This is a genomic window from Priestia sp. 10L35 (genome assembly GCF_056395685.1).
In genome coordinates this window covers 699,351-717,950 of the sequence record NZ_JBFTKA010000002.1, presented here as the reverse complement: position 1 = coordinate 717,950, position 18,600 = coordinate 699,351, and the positions used below count along the sequence as shown (strand labels likewise).

Below are 18,600 nucleotides of genomic sequence, written 5' to 3'. Positions count from 1 at the left end.
CCTTTTACATAGTAATTTCAAATCAAACACGATATAACGTATGCGAAGATAAGAAAAATGCTATAGGCACATACCTAAAGACATTCTATATTTAAAAAAGGAAAGTATTTTTAAAAGTCAAAAGGAGATAGCCGGTCCTTTCTTGAATATGCAAAATAGAAAAGCTTCTTTTTTAGACACTTTATTTAAGAAAGAGGGAAAGTGACCGATGGCTCAAGGAAAACAAAAACCAGCACCTAAAATAGAAGAATCAAAAGCTCCGCCTGCAAAGAAACAAAAGTCGAAGAGCCGAAGCACTAAAAAAGCGGAGCCTCCTACATCGCCCTGGGTAAAAGCTGCTTCCATTTTATCTAACATTGATTTCATTCGTTTGTTTCGAGTGCTGTTTCTTGCTTTAGTGGTTGCTTTTATTGTGTATCAATATATTTTACTTACAAAGGGAATCTTCATCAAAACATATGCGGCCCTTTGGCATCATCACAAAATGCTCTTGCTGGCTGGAGCTGCATTCATGACCTATACTTCTTTCGTTTTTTACCTTGGCTACCGCACAGCTAAAAAACGATAGAACTGCTCTAGGGGCGAATAGCATTTATTCTTTGAGCAAACCTTATATGTATATCAGCATAGAGGGGGGAAGAAACGTGGACAAGCAGCGAGCAAAACAAATTGCTGATTCACCCGTTATGGCTAACGTTACGTATAACGATACGGCCGTTTATATTCAACATGTAAGCGAAGGAAATGATACGGTAAGAATTTATCCGCTAGGTCAGCCGGAAAATGAACAAAATGTTTCCGTGAGCCAATTAGTAGAGAATTAAGGTGGATAAATAGAGCTGGTTTTTCAGTTAAATAAAAGCTAGAGAGCTACATAGCTCTCTAGCTTTTATTTATTCTTCCCATTTCTTACTGCTGATCTTTTCAATAATCCCGTGCAAATCACCAGGCTTATGAAACTCAATCGGCGAAGCGCCTTTTTCAAACAGAATCGATTCTGCTTCAATTAACGCCACGTAGCGTCCGTTTACTTTTGCTAAGTGAATATTTTCACCGAAATCAGCTAACAGCCCTTTAATCTCTGTTTCGCCAAGCTTCATTTTAAGCTCCGCATCAGGCGTATGCTCGACGATATGAGCAGCAGCTTCCATGACTTGATGCGTATCTAGACGTTCTTGAAGCTCACGCTTTTCACTTGTTGCCCACAGTTCCATGTCTGACTCAAACTGTTCAAGTTCTACGCTTTCTGCTTCAAACGTTTCGCTGACGTGTTCACGCACCATATCCATCACTTGTGTTTTCATAATCTCGGGCATCGGCTCGTTGTAGTCAATAAATTTCAAGAAGTCCTCAAAGTAACGGGCGTGAGACGCTTGATGTATGACGAGTTCACTTTCTTCGACCATGCCTTCTTCAGGCATGTAGGGGTATTGAATAGATTTCATGTTTTTAGTAGTAATCGCCATTTCTACGTGACGAATAAGGGTTGATTCATCTGAAATTGAAGCCACTTTTGGTTCGAAGTCACATTTTAAAATAAACACAAAAGCATGATCAAAATATTTTCTTGGAACAGCAGATACAACTAAAAATGCTCCTCCTCGAACGGCTGCAGTATCAAGGTATGCATTGATAAACTGTTCGCTATTTTCTTCAAATTCTTCTTTGGTGGTGGCAAAACGAGTGCGGTGAAATAAATTATAATTAGGGTTTGAGTCGAGAGCGTGCCCTGGTTCAACTATAAAATACCCGAGCTTTGTAGGCACTTGTTCTGCTTTGGGGTGTCGCTCTACTTTGCGTTTTACAATTTTTTTAAATTCACCGTCTAAAAAATCTTTAATGGAACTTTCGTCATATTCTTCTGTATCAAGCGTTTGAAAATGCTTATATTGTTTAGAAGCCTGTTCTTCTTTTCCTTCTACTTGTATTACGTAAAATGATAAAAAATTAATTTTAAAATCCATAGCAGTCACCTTGTTTCTTTTTAGTCAGTTACTTCAGTATAAGAAAGAGTCCGGTAAGCGTCAATGCCTGTTAGATTTAGGGGAAGAAGAGCTATTTATACAATTGATCAGCTGAGGAATAGTGTATAAAGCAAAGAATAAGAGAGGCAGGGGGGCCTCTCTTATTTATACTGCTCCAGCCGTTCAAAAAAGGTTTTGACAAACTTATAAAAAATTTTATCAGAAGGTGCTAAATCACGATTTCGAGGAATAATCATCCCGACTGTACGCTGAAGCTGCGGCGTATGAATAGGGAGTTTAGTCGTAAAACGAGGAGTCGTTTCAGACACTGTGCTTTCAGGAAGAAGCGTGACGCCGATTCCTGCGGATACAAGACCTTTAATCGCATCTAAATCTTCTCCTTCAGATGAAATATTGGGCATGAATCCTGCTTGTTTGCAAGCGTCGAAGGCCATTTTATGTAAAATGAATCCTTTTGGAAATAGCACAAAATCTTCATTTCTTAAATCCCGTAGCCGAATGTTATCCCGTTCAGCGAGCGGATGATGAGAAGGAACAAGGGCTAAAAGATTTTCAGTGAATAGAATATGGCCTTCTATACTCTGGTCCTCTACAGGTACAGGACCTAAAAAAGCAATATTAATATCTCTTTTTTTAACCGATTCAATTAAAAATTTATACGAACCTTGTCTAAGATGAAAAGCAACATTTGGGTGTTCTTCTTTAAAGGCTGATATAATAGTAGGAAGAAGGTGACTGGCAAGGCTTGTGGGAAATCCGATTTTAATCGTTCCTCTTTCGGGATCCAGGTATTCATCAATTTGTTCTTTCGCATAGTCAATAGCTTTCATAGCCGTCTCCGTATGCTCAAGAAAGACTTTTCCTATTGCTGTTAACTTGACATTTCTTCCTTCGCGTTTGAATAAACTAACACCTAGCTCAGACTCCAGGTTCGCGATTTGACGGCTGATCGCTGATTGAGCTACATGCAGATATTCTGCCGCCTCAGATACGTGTTCTCTTTTTGCAACTTCCATAAAATAGCGTAATTGACGCAGTTCCATAGGCATCCTCCATCTATATATATCAAAATTAGATTAGTTTTATCTAAATTATATATTGTTTATATTGATTTGAAAACTTACAATGTAAACAGGTGATCTTAAAAAGATAAAGAAAACGAACGGGGGAGAAGAAGATGACATACAATCAAATGCCAAAAGCTCAAGGTCTCTACCGTCCTGAATTTGAGCACGATGCATGTGGAATCGGACTATACGCTCAATTGAAAGGCGTAGCGTCACATGATATCGTTAAAAAAGGACTAAATATGCTTTGCCAGCTTGACCATCGAGGCGGACAGGGAAGTGATCCGCTAACAGGAGATGGAGCTGGATTAATGGTACAAATTCCACACGCGTTCTTTAAAAAGACATGCGTTGAATTGAACTTGCCTGAAAAAGGTCGTTATGGAGTTGGAATGATCTTTTTCTCAAATAACGAAGACGAGCGTCGAGAAATCGAAGCTTATATTAATAAATTAATTGAAGAAGAGGGACAAACGTTACTAGGTTGGAGAACTGTACCTGTAAATGTCGGAAAAATCGGAAAAGTTGCAAAAGAAAGCTGTCCGTACGTACGACAAGTATTTATTGGGGCAAATGACAGTATTCAAGATGACTTAGCGTTTGAACGCAAGCTATATGTTATTCGTAAGCAAGCGGAAAATTGGGCGCAAGCGCGTCAAAACCGTTTTTATTTTACGAGTCTTTCAAGTAGAACAATTGTGTACAAAGGGTTATTAACGCCTGAGCAAGTTGATGCTTTTTATCTTGACCTACAAGATGAAGATTTTACTTCAGCGTTCGCTTTAGTGCATTCTCGCTTTAGCACAAACACGTTCCCAAGCTGGGAAAGAGCACATCCAAACCGTTATTTAATTCATAACGGTGAAATCAATACGCTTCGCGGTAATCAAAACTGGATGAGAGCACGTGAACAACAGTTTGTTTCGGACGCATTTGGTAAGGATTTGCCGAAGGTTCTTCCGATTTTAGATGCTGAAGGAAGCGACTCCTCCATGTTAGATAATGCGCTAGAGTTCTTTGTATTGGCCGGCCGTAAGCCAGCGCATGCAGCGATGATGCTTATTCCAGAGCCTTGGTCTGAGAATCCGCACATGTCAAAAGAAAAACGTGCTTTCTATGAGTATCATAGCGCATTAATGGAGCCATGGGATGGTCCGACTGCTATTTCGTTTACGGATGGAAAGCAAATCGGTGCTATTTTAGACCGTAACGGTCTACGTCCAGCTCGCTACTATGTTACAAAAGATGATTACATCATCCTTTCATCAGAAGTAGGCGTCATTGATGTTGAAGATGAAAATGTATTATATAAAGATCGTTTAAGCCCAGGTAAAATGCTTCTAATCGATTTAGAGGAGGGCCGAATTATTTCAGACGAAGAAATTAAATCTGAAATGGCACACGCTGAGCCTTATCAAGAGTGGTTAGATGAACAGCTGGTAACGTTGCCAGAAGTGCAGGAAGAAAAATCTGAATACTTCGATGATTTGGTCATTCGCCAGAAGTCATTTGGCTACACGTATGAAGATATTCATAAATATTTAGTTCCAGTTATTACAGAAGGAAAAGATCCGCTTGGTTCAATGGGTAACGATACTCCATTAGCCGTGTTGTCTGATCTTCCTCAATCGCTGTTCAATTACTTTAAGCAGCTATTTGCTCAAGTAACGAATCCACCGATTGATGCTATTCGTGAACAGTTGGTTACATCGACAATGACATTGCTTGGTGCAGAAGGGAATTTACTGCATCCAACCAAAGAAAACATTCATCGAATTCAGCTTGAGACGCCGGTTTTAACAAACGATCAAACTGATCAGCTGAAGTCTGCCATTCATCCGGATTTCAAAAGTGCCGTTATATCTGCTGTATTTACAAATGATTTAAAAGCAGATCTTGATCGCGTATTTGCTGAAGCTGAAGCGGCAATTAACGCAGGTGCTAGCATCCTTGTTCTGACAGACCGTGAAGCGGGAGCTCAATCCGTAGCTATTCCAGCTTTATTAGCTGTCAGCGGGCTGCACCAGCACCTAGTGCGAAAAGGAAACCGTACAAAGGCGAGCATTGTAGTGGAAACGGGAGAAGCGCGTGAAGTGCACCATTTTGCAGCGCTGATTGGTTACGGCGCAGACGCAATTAATCCATATCTTACTTTTGCAACATATCAAAATGAAATTAACGCAGGTACGTTGAACGTATCGTATGATTATGCTGTTGAGAAATATGTAAAAGCCGTTACTGAAGGTGTCGTAAAAGTAATGTCTAAAATGGGTATTTCAACGGTGCAAAGTTATCGGGGCGCACAAATTTTTGAAGCGGTTGGAATCAGTGCAGAGGTTATCGAGCAATATTTTACAGGTACTGCCTCGCAGCTTGGCGGTATCGGTTTAGATGTTATTGCAAAAGAAGCAAAAACGCGTCATGACAATGCTTATGTTGAAACAATTGAGCAAACGTTAGAATCAGGAAGTGACTTTCAGTGGAGACACACGGGCGAGCATCATGCGTTTAATCCAAAAACAATTCACACGCTGCAGTGGGCTTGCCGTAAGGGAGATTACAGCTTATTTAAAAAATTCTCTGAATCGGCTAATGAAGAACGCATCGGTTTCTTGCGCAATCTGTTCTCGTTTAATGGATCGCGTTCATCTATCTCCATTGATGAAGTGGAATCAGTTGATTCGATTGTAAAACGTTTTAAATCAGGTGCTATGTCGTTTGGATCTTTAAGTCAAGAAGCTCATGAAACATTAGCGATTGCGATGAACCGTTTAGGAGCACGCAGCAACAGTGGAGAAGGCGGCGAGCATCCTAGCCGCTACACTCTGGATGAGAATGGAGATAATCGCCGCAGTGCGATTAAACAAATCGCTTCTGGGCGTTTTGGGGTGAAAAGTCACTACCTTGTGAATGCAGATGAGCTTCAAATTAAAATGGCACAAGGTGCAAAACCTGGAGAAGGCGGTCAGCTTCCAGGAAACAAAGTATATCCATGGGTGGCAGATGTGCGTGGATCAACGCCAGGAGTAGGCTTAATTTCACCTCCTCCACACCACGATATTTATTCGATTGAAGATTTAGCGCAGCTTATTCATGACTTGAAAAATATAAACCGTGATGCACGAATCAGCGTCAAGCTCGTTTCAAAAGCAGGTGTAGGAACGATTGCTGCCGGAGTAGCAAAAGGAGTAGCGGATGTTATTGTCATTAGCGGTTACGACGGAGGTACGGGAGCATCTCCAAAAACAAGTATTAAACATACTGGACTACCGTGGGAACTTGGCTTAGCAGAAGCTCATCAAACACTTATGTTAAACGGTCTTCGTGAAAAAGTAGTGCTTGAAACAGATGGGAAATTAATGACGGGTAAAGATGTAGTCATGGCAGCACTTCTAGGAGCAGAAGAGTTTGGTTTTGCTACGGCACCTTTAATTGTTTTAGGCTGTATCATGATGCGTGCGTGTCACTTAGATACATGCCCAGTTGGAGTGGCGACGCAAAATCCAGAGCTTCGTAAAAAGTTCCTGGGAGAAGCGGACCACATCGTTAACTATATGAAATTTGTTGCACAAGAAGTGCGCGAAATTATGGCTGAACTTGGATTTAAAACAGTGGATGAAATGGTTGGACGTACAGACGTATTAAGCGTTAGCGAACGTGCAAAAAATCACTGGAAGGCTCAGCACTTAGACTTAACAACTCTTTTATATCAAGCTGAAGGTGTACGTACCTTTAAAACACCTCAAAATCATAAAATTGACGAATCTCTTGATATGCAAAAGATTTTGCCTGCGGTACAGCAAGCAATCGAGCATAAGTATCAAGTCGAGTTAGAACTTCCAATTTCTAATATTAACCGTGTAGCTGGAACAATTGTGGGAAGTGAAGTTACAAAACGTTACGGTGAGAAAGGTCTGCCAGAAGATACGATTACTCTTCGATTCACTGGCTCAGCAGGACAAAGTTTTGGTGCGTTTGTTCCAAAAGGAATGTCTATGTATCTAACTGGAGATGCAAATGATTATATCGGAAAAGGTTTATCAGGAGGTAAAATCATTGTTGCTCCACCTAAGGAAACAACAGCTGTGTCAGGCGAGAATGTTATCGTTGGGAACGTTGCATTTTACGGTGCAACAAGCGGTGAAGCTTATGTTAGCGGGCTAGCAGGGGAACGTTTTGCAGTTCGTAACAGCGGTGTGAACGTAGTGGTTGAAGGAATTGGCGATCATGGCTGTGAATATATGACTGGCGGACGCGTTGTCGTATTAGGCGATGTAGGTAAAAACTTTGGTGCAGGAATGTCAGGCGGTATTGCTTACGTATTTGCTGATGATCAAGAAGCATTCAAAAACCTTTGCAATAAAGACATGATTGGGTTTGAGGGCTTAAAAGGCGAAGAAGCAGAAGAAGTAAAAGAGATGGTTTCAAATCATCTGAAATATACGAACAGTCATAAAGCAGCATTTGTCTTGGAAAATTGGGAACAATCACTTTCAAAATTTGTAAAAGTGATTCCGAATGATTATAAACGCATGATGAATCGCATTGAAGAGCAAAAAGCAGCTGGACTAACGAAAGAAGAAGCAGCTATGAGTGCGTTTGAGGAGAATGCAAAACAAGAAAAGAAAGCATCGGCAAAACAACAAGAAGCGGTAGCTCAGTAAGAAAGGGGAGAGTACGATGGGAAAACCAACAGGATTTATGGAAATCAAACGTGAAAAAGGGAAGGAACGTGACCCGTTAAAACGTTTAGGTGATTGGAAAGAGTATGCTGCTCCTTTATCTGATGAAGCGCTAAGCCGTCAAGGGGCACGATGTATGGATTGTGGCACACCTTTTTGCCACATGGGAATGGATATTAATGCTTTTACTTCTGGATGTCCAATCTATAACTTAATTCCAGAGTGGAATGATTTAGTTTATAAAGGACGCTGGAAAGAAGCTTTAGAGCGTTTAATGAAAACGAACAACTTCCCGGAGTTTACAGGACGAGTTTGTCCTGCTCCGTGTGAAGGTTCCTGTACGCTTGCTATTTCAGATCCAGCCGTTTCGATTAAGAATATCGAACGCGCTATTATTGATAAAGGCTTTGAGAATGGGTGGATTACTCCGCGTATTCCGGAGAAGAGAACAGGTAAAAAAATTGCTGTTATTGGCTCTGGGCCAGCAGGCTTAGCAAGCGCAGATCAGCTGAACCAAGCGGGTCATTCAGTAACGGTATATGAAAGAGCAGATCGTGCTGGCGGTTTATTAACATATGGAATCCCGAATATGAAGCTAGATAAAGAAGTAGTGGAAAGACGTGTTCGCTTATTGACGCAAGAAGGTATTGATTTTGTAACGAATACGGAAGTTGGAAAAGACATTACTGCTGAAGAGTTAAAAGAACAATATGATGCTGTAATTTTGTGTACAGGGGCTCAGAAGCAAAGAGATCTAGTATTAGAAGGTCGTGAAGCAAAAGGAGTTCACTTTGCAATGGACTACTTAACAACTTCAACAAAAAGCCTTTTAGACTCTAACTTCAAAGATGGTCAATTTATTGATGCTGAAGGAAAAGACGTTATTGTTATTGGAGGCGGAGACACTGGAGCTGACTGTGTAGCTACTGCTCTTCGTCAAAAATGCCGCAGCGTTGTTCAGTTTGGTAAACATCCTCAACTTCCTGCTGAGCGTACGGCAGATAATATGTGGCCTGAATATCCACATGTATTTAATCTTGAATATGCTTATGAAGAAGCACAGGCGAAGTTTGGGGACGATCCACGTGAATATTCAATTCAAACGAAAAAAATCGTGGCAGATGAGCAAGGCAATCTAAAGGAACTTCATACGGTTCAAATGGAAAAAGTAAAAGGTGAAAATGGACAGTACATCTTTACCGAAATTCCAGGAACAGAAAAAGTATGGCCAGCTCAGCTTGTCTTTATTGCGATTGGGTTTGAAGGTCCAGAGCATCCGGTTCTATCAGCGTTTGGTGTTGAAACGAAAAATCGTCGCGTAGATGCAGCGTATGGAAATTACAAAACAAATGTTGAAGGTGTTTTTGCTGCTGGTGACGCTCGTCGTGGGCAAAGTTTAATCGTATGGGCTATTCATGAAGGTCGTGAAGTAGCTAAACAAGTTGATAGCCATCTAATGGGAGCAACTGTATTACCATAACAAAAAACCGTCACAATTGTGGCGGTTTTTTGTTTATCTAGTATTTGGCACTTCATTTCCTCTACGTAAATTCTCAAATGAAACGGTTAAAATCGTGCTGGTAATTCGAACTTGTGAAGCGGGGGAAACGCTGTATAAGTTAAAAAGTTCAAATATCCAGGGGTCACGTTTTTTTAACTGTCGCGCGGCTTTTTCAACGCGTTCGTTAATAGATCCGCTGTAATTGTTATAGTTATCATCAACAAATCTTACAATGGAACGAAATAAGTATTCTGTTAGTTTGCTATCCATCCCGCCTCGTTGAGCATCTCTGTAGATGGACTGATACTGTCGTTTTAAAATTTTCATCACTCTGTCTACATCGCGTGTAGATCTAACTTCCTCTTCTTCATGCAGGATATAAGAAAATAAGTCTTCATTGTATCTATAAGGTTCTAAATAATTTTCATTCGTAGTAGGAACCACTGGATGGTAATAGCGCGGCATATAGGGGGAAACCCATTGACTGTACATGAAACATTCACACCTTCCTCGTTCATTTCCCATTAGTTTATGCACAAGCGTGCTAGCTGCTGCATGTTTGTTTTAAATAAAATTTAGGAGTTTGATAATAGGACCACCCTCTAAATTCTTGATAAGTCGATATAAAATAAATGTAAATTGGTGTATTTAGCAAGTCGGGATAATGTTGAAAAAACGCTTGATCTCCGTAAAACATTGCTTCTAAAGCAAGGGGGAGTTCACGACGGAAAATTTGATAACGAAGCTGCGCTTGCTCGCGGCTGAACTCGCCTCCGCTAACAAAAACTTCGCCTTGAATAACTGCTTGTCGGTCTGTTACGTGAAGCGCAGCTAGTACTTCATCACGCATATTTTTATCTATCGCCTTGTTGTTATATGAGCATCCGATGCTTAAAAAAAGCTGACCGGTTGTATCAGAATGAGTAAGAGTATATTTTCTTCCGGAAACCGGATAGGAGGAAGTAGCAGGGGGAATAAGAGTCGTAGAAAGTTTTGAAGGATTAAACGAACTCATAGTCATTGACACTCCTTTTTTTGAATAAATTTCAATATTATACGGCGCTATAGGCTCAGTTGTGATAAATGTCTACTTTCTTTCTGTAAGAAAGGCGTTTTGATGTACTTTTTGAGAAAAGGATGGTAATATTTAGCTGGAATTATGCGTGTACAGTCCCCAAGAGTGTCTTCAAAAGCAAATGTGAATGGAGGTTATCACTTGAATATCACAACGTTTGACGGTAAGTATGGAAACTGGCTAACGACTAAAAATCCTCTTCAATTTCAAGCAGCGACTGCCTATGGGAACATTGGGCTGGCTCCTATCTATTGGGGAACAAAAGAAGAAAAAAATGGATGGTATTACATGTATCAGCCTGAAGAAATAACGGGCGTTCAAGTAGAAGGTGAAGTTGATGGTGGTAAATTTCTCATTCGAATTCCTGATGATTGGAATGGAAAGTTAGTTATGTCAGGAGTCCCAGCTACCCGAGATGAGAAATCAACGGATTTACTATTCAGTGACTATGTGTTGGCAAAAGGGTTTGCGTTTGCTGCTTCTGATAAAGGAACTCAGGGAGAAGAAGTGAGAGATGATCCATTTGCTAAAGCAAAGAACGCTCTAGTCAAAGAAGAAGACTCCATTAGAAAATGGCATATTCAATACCGAGAAGTAACAAAAATAGCTCAGAGATTTTTGTTTGAAAATTATCGTCACAAACTTCAAAAAGAAGTGACGGAATATTTTGATATAAAAACGTATGCGTTAGGTATTTCTAATGGGGGTTATGTTGTTCGCTATGCTTTAGAAAACGATGGGAAAAATGGGGAGCCTCAGCTTTTTAATGGAGGCGTTGAATGGGAAGGGGTTATGTGGCGAGCTGATCACGATAACTTGATTACTTCCTTAACCCCTGTTGTAAATCATGCCGAAGAAGCACTGTACACCGTAGGTGAATCGCAAAAAGAAGCTTTGCACCGTTTGTATCAAGCAGGGTTGCCAAAAGGATCTGAGTTTTTATGGCCATATCATGATCAGTATTATTGGTTTTTAACGCTTAATATATATAGAGATGAGTTTGACAGTCAAGCACCTGGAAGCATTCCATGGCAAAAATACTTGACTCTTTTTGAAAACGGAGTTAGAGATCGTTCATTAGATTCTATTTTTGAAAAGTATGATTATCAAGAAAGACCGCAAGATGTAAAGCAAAGAGTTCGTGAAATTGAAAATACAGGTGATATTTCCGTTCCGTTGATAAGCATTACAGGGTCGTTAGATGCTCTTATTTTTCCGGATATTCATGCTTTTCCTTATGAACAACTGGTAAAAGATTCTGGTAAGCAGCACCTTCATCGTCACTATGTAATTGAAAATGGCAACCACATTGATAGCTTAGTATGGAATCATCAAATTGACCCAGATCGAAAGCTTCAGCCTCTCCTGCCTTATGTGTATCAAGGATTTGAACTGCTATGTGATTGGGTGGAGAATTTTGAAGAACCTCCGAAAAATAAGAAAATAAGTGCGCCTCTCAAGGAAATGCATGTAAAGGATCTAAAAACAGAGGAAGACGTGCTGCCGTTGACTACAAAGAAAAGCATATCAACAGAAAAATAAATCGTTCAAAACCGTGCCAAAGGTGCGGTTTTTAATTTGGAAAAGCAATGTTTGAATAAAAACACCTTTGGTGAATACAAAATATTATAGTACGATAAGAACGGAATATACGTTATTTGTTATTTATTTTCATCTATTTAAAATAAAAATAATAAAAACATTGAACAAAACCGAACTTTTGTGTTAGATTAATAACTATAATTCGTACATTTATTAAATGGCTACAGTTGAAAGGAGCAAAAAACATCATGACAGCGAAAGTAATTAAAGGAAAAGAAGTAGCGCAAGAACTGCGCGCCGCATTAAAAGAAGAGGTAGCTCAATTAAAAACAAAAGGTATCGTTCCTGGTTTAACCGTGATTTTAGTAGGAGAAAATCCTGCTTCTCAATCATATGTAAAAGCAAAAGCAAAGGCTTGTGAAGAAATCGGTGTTGCATCTGAAATTATCAAACGTGACGTATCGATTACTGAAGAAGAGCTTTTAAACGAAATCCATCACTTGAATGGAAATCCATCTGTTCATGGTATTCTTATTCAACTTCCATTACCAAAACATATTGATGAAAAAGCAGTATTAAATGCTGTATCTCCTAAAAAAGATGTAGATGGCTTCCACCCAGTAAGCGTAGGGAATATGGTTATTGGCGATGAGTGCTATTTACCATGTACACCACACGGTATCGTTGAGTTAATTAAACGTTCAGGTGAAGAAATTTCAGGTAAACATGCGGTAGTAATTGGACGAAGCAATATTGTTGGTAAACCAGTATCCATGCTGTTACTTCAAGAAAGTGCAACGGTAACAATTGCTCACTCTCGCACAAAAGATTTATCTGCTTTAACAAAACAAGCTGATATTCTTGTGTCAGCTGTAGGACAACCTAGACTTATCAAAGCAGATGATATTAAGCCGGGTGCCATTGTAATTGATGTAGGTAACACAATGGAAAATGGTAAACTCGTTGGTGATGTTGATTACGAAGCGGCTTTAGAAGTTGCAGGTTATATCACACCAGTACCAGGCGGAGTTGGTCCGATGACCATCACAATGTTATTGAAAAATACGGTAGACGCTGCTAAAACAATTAACAACGTAAAATAATAAGAAGTAAAAAAGAGGCTGAGACAAAGGTATTTTCGTTGAATGAAGATCCGAACGAGTTTGATTCTTGATTGAGAATCAAACTCGTTCGGATTTTTTCATTGATAAAGTCAACATAGGTTTCATGTATGGAGGTGCTTCTAGCTGGTGATTGGAGGGCAAGGCGAAGACTTCCGCAGAAAGCGAAATCTTGCGCGGAAATCAATAGCGGTGTTACAAGTGACAATACTGGATAATTTATCCAGTTTGTTCGTCTTTAGGTTGGATTGATTTCGTTATGTCTGAATCTTTTTTTGCTTCAGTAATGGAATGGAGGCTAATAGAATAGAATGTAACAACCTGTATACAAAGAGGAGGAAGCGATGGTTACGTTGCCTGCAACCGTATATTCTCAACAAATGGTGAAGAAAAAGTTAAACGTTTACTATCCAGTTGTACATTTGACTAATCAAGCTGTTCAGCACAGCATGAACAGTAAAATTTTGCAGCGCACGAATGAATTAATTCGTCAGCAGGGATATGGAGAAAATCCGGATACAGAAGAAACGGGTTATTATGAGTTGAAAACAAACGAGCGAAATGTGCTCAGCTTAACACTTGTCAATTTTGCTTATTCCGGGGGAGCGCATGGATTGACCGTTGTCGTTCCATTAACGTTTAATGTGCTGACTGGAAAAACGTATCAAGTCAAAGATCTATTTAAAAAAGACAGTAATTACGTGAGCATTCTTTCTAAAATAGTAGGAGAGCAAATAAAAGAGCGTGATATTATGGTTCTTGGAGAATATAAAGGAATTAAACCAGATCAAGATTTTTATATCGCCGATAAGTCACTTGTGCTCTTTTATCAGCTGTATGACCTGGCTCCTTACGCATATGGAATTCCTTACTTTCCAATTTCTATCTACGCTATTCAAGATATTATTGAAGATGAAAGTCCACTTGGACAAATGTTTGGATAAAGTTATAAAAAATTGCGGTGCGGCCGTACGTATCTTTTTAATTCGGCCGCTAACTGCTGACGAAGCGAACGAACGCCAATCGCTTCAGCAATATCTTTTGCTACAGGAAATACCCCCACTTTAGTGATATGAACACGAAGATAACCCTCATACAAGCATCCTCGGTCTGCATGCTTGATTTTGGTGCGTACAACAGCTTCTATTTTATCGTTTTCATTTTGCAAAGGGTAAGAATCTGTAATATGAAAACGAAAAGAATATTCCTCCATCACCATCATCCTTTTTCTATGATATGTACTAGCATACTACACAAATAGTGAATCAGAAAAAATAAATGTGTCAAAAAGGCAAAGCGCAAAGCAATCAAGGAAGCAGTTTCTTGTATGTAATGATTATTATTTGTGAACGATAACAGAAAAAGACAAAAAGCTGGAGTTGCGATGATAAAAATAGCATTCAAAGGATTACTTATTATTTTATCTCTATATATTCTGTACGTGGTTATAGCGGCGGTGGTTCTCTTTTATGTACCTTTAAAAACAGGAGAGGAAACGACCTCAATTAAACCGGCTAGCTTTTTTGGTCACAGGGAGTCTACGGACCGAGTGAGACTTCTTGAAGATGGTTATGAGGCAGGAAGAGTTCGTATTCAAATGATTCAAGAAGCTGAGAAATCGATTGATATTGCATATTACTCAATAGGAAAAGGAGAGTCAACTGATTTAATTATGGCCGCTCTTTTTAAAGCAGCTGATCAAGGCGTCCATACTCGCGTTCTTTTAGATGGGATAGCTAACGGCTTGCGGGGAAACCGAAGAGGCGTGCTCTACGCATTAGCCTCACATCCTAATATTGAAGTGAAGTATTACGAACCGCTTCAATTGTTTAAACCTTGGGCGTGGCAAAATCGTATGCATGACAAAATAATGATTGTAGACGGACAGCTAGGTATAATAGGGGGCCGGAATATAGGGGACAAATATTTGGCTAAAAAGCCTCCTCCAGACTTTGTTTATGATCGTGATGTCTTTATTACAAACAGTAAACATAAACAAGATAGCGTCATCACTCAAATGCAAAATTATATAAATGAATTATGGGCTCATCCTTACACTAAAAAAGCTTTTTATCATCTCACGCAGTACCAGGTCGATCAGGGAAAGAGGATGAAAGCTTTGCTGCTGCAGCAATATGATAAAGCTAAGCAAGTAGGAGAAACGTTTGCAACCCCTAAGATTAATTGGAATGCTTCCACCGTTCCTACAAAGCGTGTTTCTTTTATTCATAATCCAATTGAACGTTTTAATAAAAGACCTTTTATGTGGAAAACGTTTATTAACCTAGCGGAGGGAGCTAACCGCTCTGTTCTTATTCAAAGTCCTTATGTGGTGCCAACCAATGCGATGAGAAAGTATATCACAATGAAAAAGAATCCAGCTGTTCAATGGACGCTACTCACAAATTCAGTGACATCTACGCCCAATGTGTTGGCTTTTTCCGGGTATATAAGTATGCGTGATACGATTGTGAAGACGGGTGTAAAGCTTTACGAATATCAAGGACCTTATTCGATTCATGCAAAGTCTGTGATTTATGATCAAAGACTCAGTGCCGTAGGCTCTTTTAATTTAGATTCCCGTTCTACATTTTTGAATAATGAATCAATGGTCATTATCGATAGTCAAGAATTTGCAAAAAAGCTGACGATGGCGATGGAAAACAAAATGGATAAAAGTATCCTTATTGCCAACCATAAGCGATGGATTAAATCTCCTGACATCCAAAAGAAAGAAGAACCTGTTATGAAGCGGACCTTCCTATACGCCCTTGCAAAAGTGACGAGGTTTTTTAAGGAATTTATTTAAACAATCGGCAGTAGAACAAAAAGCACTCAATGGATATACCATTGAGTGCTTTTTGTTACATATCTTATAAATAATTGAATAAATAAACTTATCACATAACGTAAATTATCCTCTTTTATTTATTGGAAAAACTAGGTAGTATAAACATAATAAACAAAAAGGAGGAAGGCACGTGGAGACCGCCGTTTTAATGAAACCAGATGCAGCTTATAAAGAGGCTTATATGAGCTTTTATCATGAGTGGAAAGCAAGCGGAGAAAAAATGATTCCGTGGGTAATTGCTAAAGATACTGCTTACTTTGAAAAAATGGTTCAAGAGTTGTTAGATGCAGAAAAAGGGATCGGATTAAAAAAAGGATATGTACCCGATTCCACCTACTGGCTAATGCATCACGAAAAAGTAATAGGCGTAGTTAATATCCGCCATGAGCTAAGTGAAATACTGCGAAACAGCGGAGGACATATAGGTTATGGTATTCGGCCAAGCGAAAGACAAAAAGGATATGCGAAGCTGCTACTGAAGTTATCTCTTCAAGAAATTAAAAAGCTGGGAGTTCAACGGGCATTAGTTGTGTGTGATGATTGGAACACTGCTTCTCGTCGAACTATTCTGGCAAACGGTGGTATACAAGACGAGGATTATATAGAAGAGGACGGAGCTGTCGTTCAACGCTTTTGGATTCATACGGATAAAATGGCATAAGAAAGAGGTGAATTTTTCAACTCTCCTCTTTTATGCTTAGTCATATTGTTTTAAAGCTAACTTCAGCCGCATATAGGTATACATGGCGTATGCCTGTCTTCCTTTTAAACTGTACGGATTTGCTTTGGAGCAAAGACAGTTAAGAAATTGCTCATCACATGAGCGGCATGATCCATAATCTTCATAGCATAAATCATGGTATTTACAGCAGCAGTCTACATCATTTACAGGACATCCGGGACCACTGCATCCGGGACCACACCATTTATAGCCGGGGAAGAGGCAGGGCGTGGCTTACCGTTTGTTCGGAACAGACATAATCATACATCCTTTTCAATAGTCTCTTTACATTAAATGCAAAAAAGAGAAAAGAGACAGGGACAAACACCTTGCAGTAGCAGCCTAATTTTTATAAATTTCTATTTAATCGATAAATGCGTCATTCATCCGCATTAGTAGTTTGCCAAACAGCTCCTTTTCTTCATTTGACCATTTTTTTAACATACTATGATAGCGTTCAAGGCGCATTTGCTTATCAGTTTGCAGCATTTGTTTTCCACGTGGTGTGATGTCAAATAGGCTGACGCGTCCATCCGAAGGATCAGAAGAGCGGGAAATAAGCTTTTTGTTTTCTAAAGCAGATGCTTGTCTAGACAAAGTTGAAATGTCGAGTTTAAATGCTTCTGCCAGCTCTTTTACACGAGCTGGTCCAAATTCATCTAATTGCCGCAATAATAAATAAGCTGATCTTTCTAGATTTCCTATTTTATTTTCAGAATTATCAAGATAGACGGCTCGTCTAATAAAGGTAGTAAGTTCATATTCAATCAATTCAATTGAATTTTTTTCTTGCATTATAATCTCTCCTTACAAAATCATTCATTGACAAAGAAATATATACTTGTATAATACAAATGTATATATAGTTGTATAGTACAAGTAAAAGTAGGTAAAGTAAAGGATGTTTATATAGTTAAATGTTAGACAACATGACAAAATAAAGAGAGGAGGACAGCTGTTCTTTATCTATAGGACAGCGACCTATAATGAAAGTGATACGAATCATTTTACAAATCGCGATTCTTTATGCTTTTTCTATGATTGGCGAAGCCGTTCATCACATGCTTCACCTGCCTATTCCAGGCAGTATTATAGGCTTAATTTTAATGCTCATTTGCTTAACGTGCAAAGTTGTTCCCATCAAGGTGATTGAAGACGGAGCAAGTTTCTTGTTATCTTTTTTACCTTTATTATTTATACCAGCTATGGCGGGAGTGATGAATTATCCTTCGCTTCTTTCAAGTAGCGGAGCGATTTTGTTTTTAATTATTGTGCTTAGTACAATCATTACGATGGCTGCCGCGGGGGCTGCCAGTCAACTTTTAGAAAAGAAAGCGAACAAACGAAAGGAGAAACAACAGTGCAAGAACTCTTTATCGCGCTCTTTATAATTATAGCAACAGTTGCTCTGTATCTAGTCATGGCGAAAGTATACGTACGGTTCTCCTACCCAATTCTTATTCCAGTGTTAACTACAACCGTATTCGTTATTCTTCTTTTGCTTGCTTTTCATATTTCTTATGACGAGTATATGATTGGAGGCAAATGGATTAATTCACTTCTGGGGCCAGCGGTTGTTGCATTAGCGTATCCACTGTATAAACAGCGTGAGATGCTAGTGAAATACAGCATTCCTATTATTGGAGGAGTGTTTGTAGGATTATTTGCAGGCATGATTAGCGGACTTGTGTTCGCTGAAGTATTCGGCATTGATCGAAGCCTGATTTTATCTATTGTTCCTAAGTCTATTACCACTCCCGTTGCAATTCAAATTGCCACGGGACTAGGAGGGGTGCCATCCATGACTGTGGTATTTGTTATGATTGCAGGCTTTTCGGGAGTAATTCTTGGACCTTTACTTTTAAAGTGGATTCGTATTAAAAGTTCTTTAGGAAAAGGAATTGCCCTAGGCAGCGCTTCTCATGCGCTAGGAACTTCTAAAGCATTTGAATACGGTGAACTAACGGTATCAATGAGCTCGGTATCAATGACGTTAAGCGCTGTACTGGGCTCGGTTTTTGGGCCGATTGTTGTCTGGCTATTCCAAGTGTAAAG

General features: G+C 39.4%; 17 protein-coding genes. 11 read left to right on the top strand and 6 right to left on the bottom strand.

The annotated features are described in order from the left end of the window. The first annotated feature begins 208 nt into the window (after positions 1–208). Together AC1DEF_RS09625 and AC1DEF_RS09620 are read left to right on the top strand one after the other, a co-directional pair. Positions 209–568 (top strand): hypothetical protein, encoded by a 360-nt coding sequence (locus AC1DEF_RS09625; protein ID WP_097823583.1) that lies wholly within the window; start codon positions 209–211, stop codon positions 566–568. Positions 569–644: 76 nt separating this feature from the next. Next, the gene (locus tag AC1DEF_RS09620) at positions 645–824 is read left to right on the top strand and encodes an H-type small acid-soluble spore protein (RefSeq protein ID WP_097823582.1); all 180 of its coding nucleotides are present in this window, start codon (positions 645–647) and stop codon (positions 822–824) included. A gap of 69 nt (positions 825–893) precedes the next feature. Here AC1DEF_RS09620 and AC1DEF_RS09615 read toward each other — a convergent pair whose 3' ends face one another. Continuing rightward, positions 894–1,964, bottom strand: a complete 1,071-nt coding sequence (locus tag AC1DEF_RS09615) for a DUF3900 domain-containing protein (RefSeq protein ID WP_025752107.1) — start codon at positions 1,962–1,964, stop codon at positions 894–896. Positions 1,965–2,125: 161 nt separating this feature from the next. Next, complete coding sequence (gene gltC / locus AC1DEF_RS09610; RefSeq protein WP_013056801.1) at positions 2,126–3,028, bottom strand: glutamate biosynthesis transcriptional regulator GltC; 903 nt, start codon at positions 3,026–3,028, stop codon at positions 2,126–2,128. A 134-nt stretch (positions 3,029–3,162) separates the two neighbouring features. On the opposite strand from gltC, the gene gltB reads away from it, so the two are divergent. Both gltB and gltD read left to right on the top strand, forming a co-directional pair. After that, a complete protein-coding gene (gene gltB / locus AC1DEF_RS09605) occupies positions 3,163–7,716 on the top strand; it encodes a glutamate synthase large subunit (protein WP_097823581.1) in 4,554 nt (1,517 codons plus the stop codon). A gap of 16 nt (positions 7,717–7,732) precedes the next feature. Next, a complete protein-coding gene (gene gltD / locus AC1DEF_RS09600) occupies positions 7,733–9,214 on the top strand; it encodes a glutamate synthase small subunit (RefSeq protein WP_013082931.1) in 1,482 nt (493 codons plus the stop codon). A 33-nt stretch (positions 9,215–9,247) separates the two neighbouring features. Here gltD and AC1DEF_RS09595 read toward each other — a convergent pair whose 3' ends face one another. Both AC1DEF_RS09595 and AC1DEF_RS09590 read right to left on the bottom strand, forming a co-directional pair. Beyond that, a complete protein-coding gene (locus AC1DEF_RS09595; RefSeq protein WP_097823580.1) occupies positions 9,248–9,727 on the bottom strand; it encodes a hypothetical protein in 480 nt (159 codons plus the stop codon). Between the two features lie 52 nt (positions 9,728–9,779). Continuing rightward, entirely contained in the window at positions 9,780–10,250 is a 471-nt protein-coding gene (locus AC1DEF_RS09590) for a staygreen family protein (RefSeq protein WP_025752110.1), read from the bottom strand. Positions 10,251–10,451: 201 nt separating this feature from the next. Here AC1DEF_RS09590 and AC1DEF_RS09585 point away from each other — a divergent pair, with 201 nt between their 5' ends. From AC1DEF_RS09585 to AC1DEF_RS09575, 3 genes are all read left to right on the top strand, one after another. Continuing rightward, positions 10,452–11,852, top strand: a complete 1,401-nt coding sequence (locus AC1DEF_RS09585; RefSeq protein WP_097823579.1) for a tannase/feruloyl esterase family alpha/beta hydrolase — start codon at positions 10,452–10,454, stop codon at positions 11,850–11,852. A 248-nt stretch (positions 11,853–12,100) separates the two neighbouring features. Continuing rightward, on the top strand, positions 12,101–12,955 hold the full coding sequence (gene folD, locus AC1DEF_RS09580; RefSeq protein ID WP_016763907.1) for a bifunctional methylenetetrahydrofolate dehydrogenase/methenyltetrahydrofolate cyclohydrolase FolD: 855 nt from the start codon (positions 12,101–12,103) through the stop codon (positions 12,953–12,955). 362 nt (positions 12,956–13,317) lie between these two features. Next, entirely contained in the window at positions 13,318–13,917 is a 600-nt protein-coding gene (locus AC1DEF_RS09575; protein ID WP_097823578.1) for a DUF3298 and DUF4163 domain-containing protein, read from the top strand. Positions 13,918–13,919: 2 nt separating this feature from the next. On the opposite strand, the gene AC1DEF_RS09570 is transcribed toward AC1DEF_RS09575, so the two are convergent. Further along, entirely contained in the window at positions 13,920–14,186 is a 267-nt protein-coding gene (locus tag AC1DEF_RS09570) for a hypothetical protein (RefSeq protein ID WP_043982140.1), read from the bottom strand. 171 nt (positions 14,187–14,357) lie between these two features. On the opposite strand from AC1DEF_RS09570, the gene AC1DEF_RS09565 reads away from it, so the two are divergent. Together AC1DEF_RS09565 and AC1DEF_RS09560 are read left to right on the top strand one after the other, a co-directional pair. Then, positions 14,358–15,782 (top strand): phospholipase D-like domain-containing protein, encoded by a 1,425-nt coding sequence (locus AC1DEF_RS09565; RefSeq protein WP_097824362.1) that lies wholly within the window; start codon positions 14,358–14,360, stop codon positions 15,780–15,782. Positions 15,783–15,972: 190 nt separating this feature from the next. Beyond that, positions 15,973–16,485, top strand: coding sequence for a GNAT family N-acetyltransferase (locus AC1DEF_RS09560; RefSeq protein ID WP_477727367.1), 513 nt, complete (start codon positions 15,973–15,975; stop codon positions 16,483–16,485). A gap of 423 nt (positions 16,486–16,908) precedes the next feature. On the opposite strand, the gene AC1DEF_RS09555 is transcribed toward AC1DEF_RS09560, so the two are convergent. Continuing rightward, positions 16,909–17,340: a MarR family winged helix-turn-helix transcriptional regulator gene (locus tag AC1DEF_RS09555; protein ID WP_477727355.1), complete on the bottom strand. Its 432-nt coding sequence runs from the start codon at positions 17,338–17,340 to the stop codon at positions 16,909–16,911. A gap of 191 nt (positions 17,341–17,531) precedes the next feature. Between AC1DEF_RS09555 and AC1DEF_RS09550 the strand changes: the two genes are divergently transcribed. Together AC1DEF_RS09550 and AC1DEF_RS09545 are read left to right on the top strand one after the other, a co-directional pair. Continuing rightward, entirely contained in the window at positions 17,532–17,936 is a 405-nt protein-coding gene (locus AC1DEF_RS09550) for a CidA/LrgA family protein (RefSeq protein ID WP_043982144.1), read from the top strand. Next, on the top strand, positions 17,906–18,598 hold the full coding sequence (locus AC1DEF_RS09545) for an LrgB family protein (protein ID WP_043982145.1): 693 nt from the start codon (positions 17,906–17,908) through the stop codon (positions 18,596–18,598). Before AC1DEF_RS09550 ends, AC1DEF_RS09545 begins: the two co-directional genes overlap by 31 nt. The last annotated feature ends 2 nt before the right edge of the window (positions 18,599–18,600 follow it).

What these genes read in the sequence shown, in the direction of transcription:
- AC1DEF_RS09625 (WP_097823583.1), top strand. Translation starts at nt 209, where the DNA reads ATGGCTCAAGGAAAACAAAAACCAGCACCTAAAATAGAAGAATCAAAA.
- AC1DEF_RS09615 (WP_025752107.1), bottom strand. Translation starts at nt 1,964, where the DNA reads ATGGATTTTAAAATTAATTTTTTATCATTTTACGTAATACAAGTAGAA.
- gltC (WP_013056801.1), bottom strand. Translation starts at nt 3,028, where the DNA reads ATGGAACTGCGTCAATTACGCTATTTTATGGAAGTTGCAAAAAGAGAA.
- gltB (WP_097823581.1), top strand. Translation starts at nt 3,163, where the DNA reads ATGACATACAATCAAATGCCAAAAGCTCAAGGTCTCTACCGTCCTGAA.
- gltD (WP_013082931.1), top strand. Translation starts at nt 7,733, where the DNA reads ATGGGAAAACCAACAGGATTTATGGAAATCAAACGTGAAAAAGGGAAG.
- AC1DEF_RS09595 (WP_097823580.1), bottom strand. Translation starts at nt 9,727, where the DNA reads ATGTACAGTCAATGGGTTTCCCCCTATATGCCGCGCTATTACCATCCA.
- AC1DEF_RS09590 (WP_025752110.1), bottom strand. Translation starts at nt 10,250, where the DNA reads ATGAGTTCGTTTAATCCTTCAAAACTTTCTACGACTCTTATTCCCCCT.
- folD (WP_016763907.1), top strand. Translation starts at nt 12,101, where the DNA reads ATGACAGCGAAAGTAATTAAAGGAAAAGAAGTAGCGCAAGAACTGCGC.
- AC1DEF_RS09575 (WP_097823578.1), top strand. Translation starts at nt 13,318, where the DNA reads ATGGTTACGTTGCCTGCAACCGTATATTCTCAACAAATGGTGAAGAAA.
- AC1DEF_RS09570 (WP_043982140.1), bottom strand. Translation starts at nt 14,186, where the DNA reads ATGGAGGAATATTCTTTTCGTTTTCATATTACAGATTCTTACCCTTTG.
- AC1DEF_RS09565 (WP_097824362.1), top strand. Translation starts at nt 14,358, where the DNA reads ATGATAAAAATAGCATTCAAAGGATTACTTATTATTTTATCTCTATAT.
- AC1DEF_RS09560 (WP_477727367.1), top strand. Translation starts at nt 15,973, where the DNA reads ATGAAACCAGATGCAGCTTATAAAGAGGCTTATATGAGCTTTTATCAT.
- AC1DEF_RS09555 (WP_477727355.1), bottom strand. Translation starts at nt 17,340, where the DNA reads ATGCAAGAAAAAAATTCAATTGAATTGATTGAATATGAACTTACTACC.
- AC1DEF_RS09550 (WP_043982144.1), top strand. Translation starts at nt 17,532, where the DNA reads ATGAAAGTGATACGAATCATTTTACAAATCGCGATTCTTTATGCTTTT.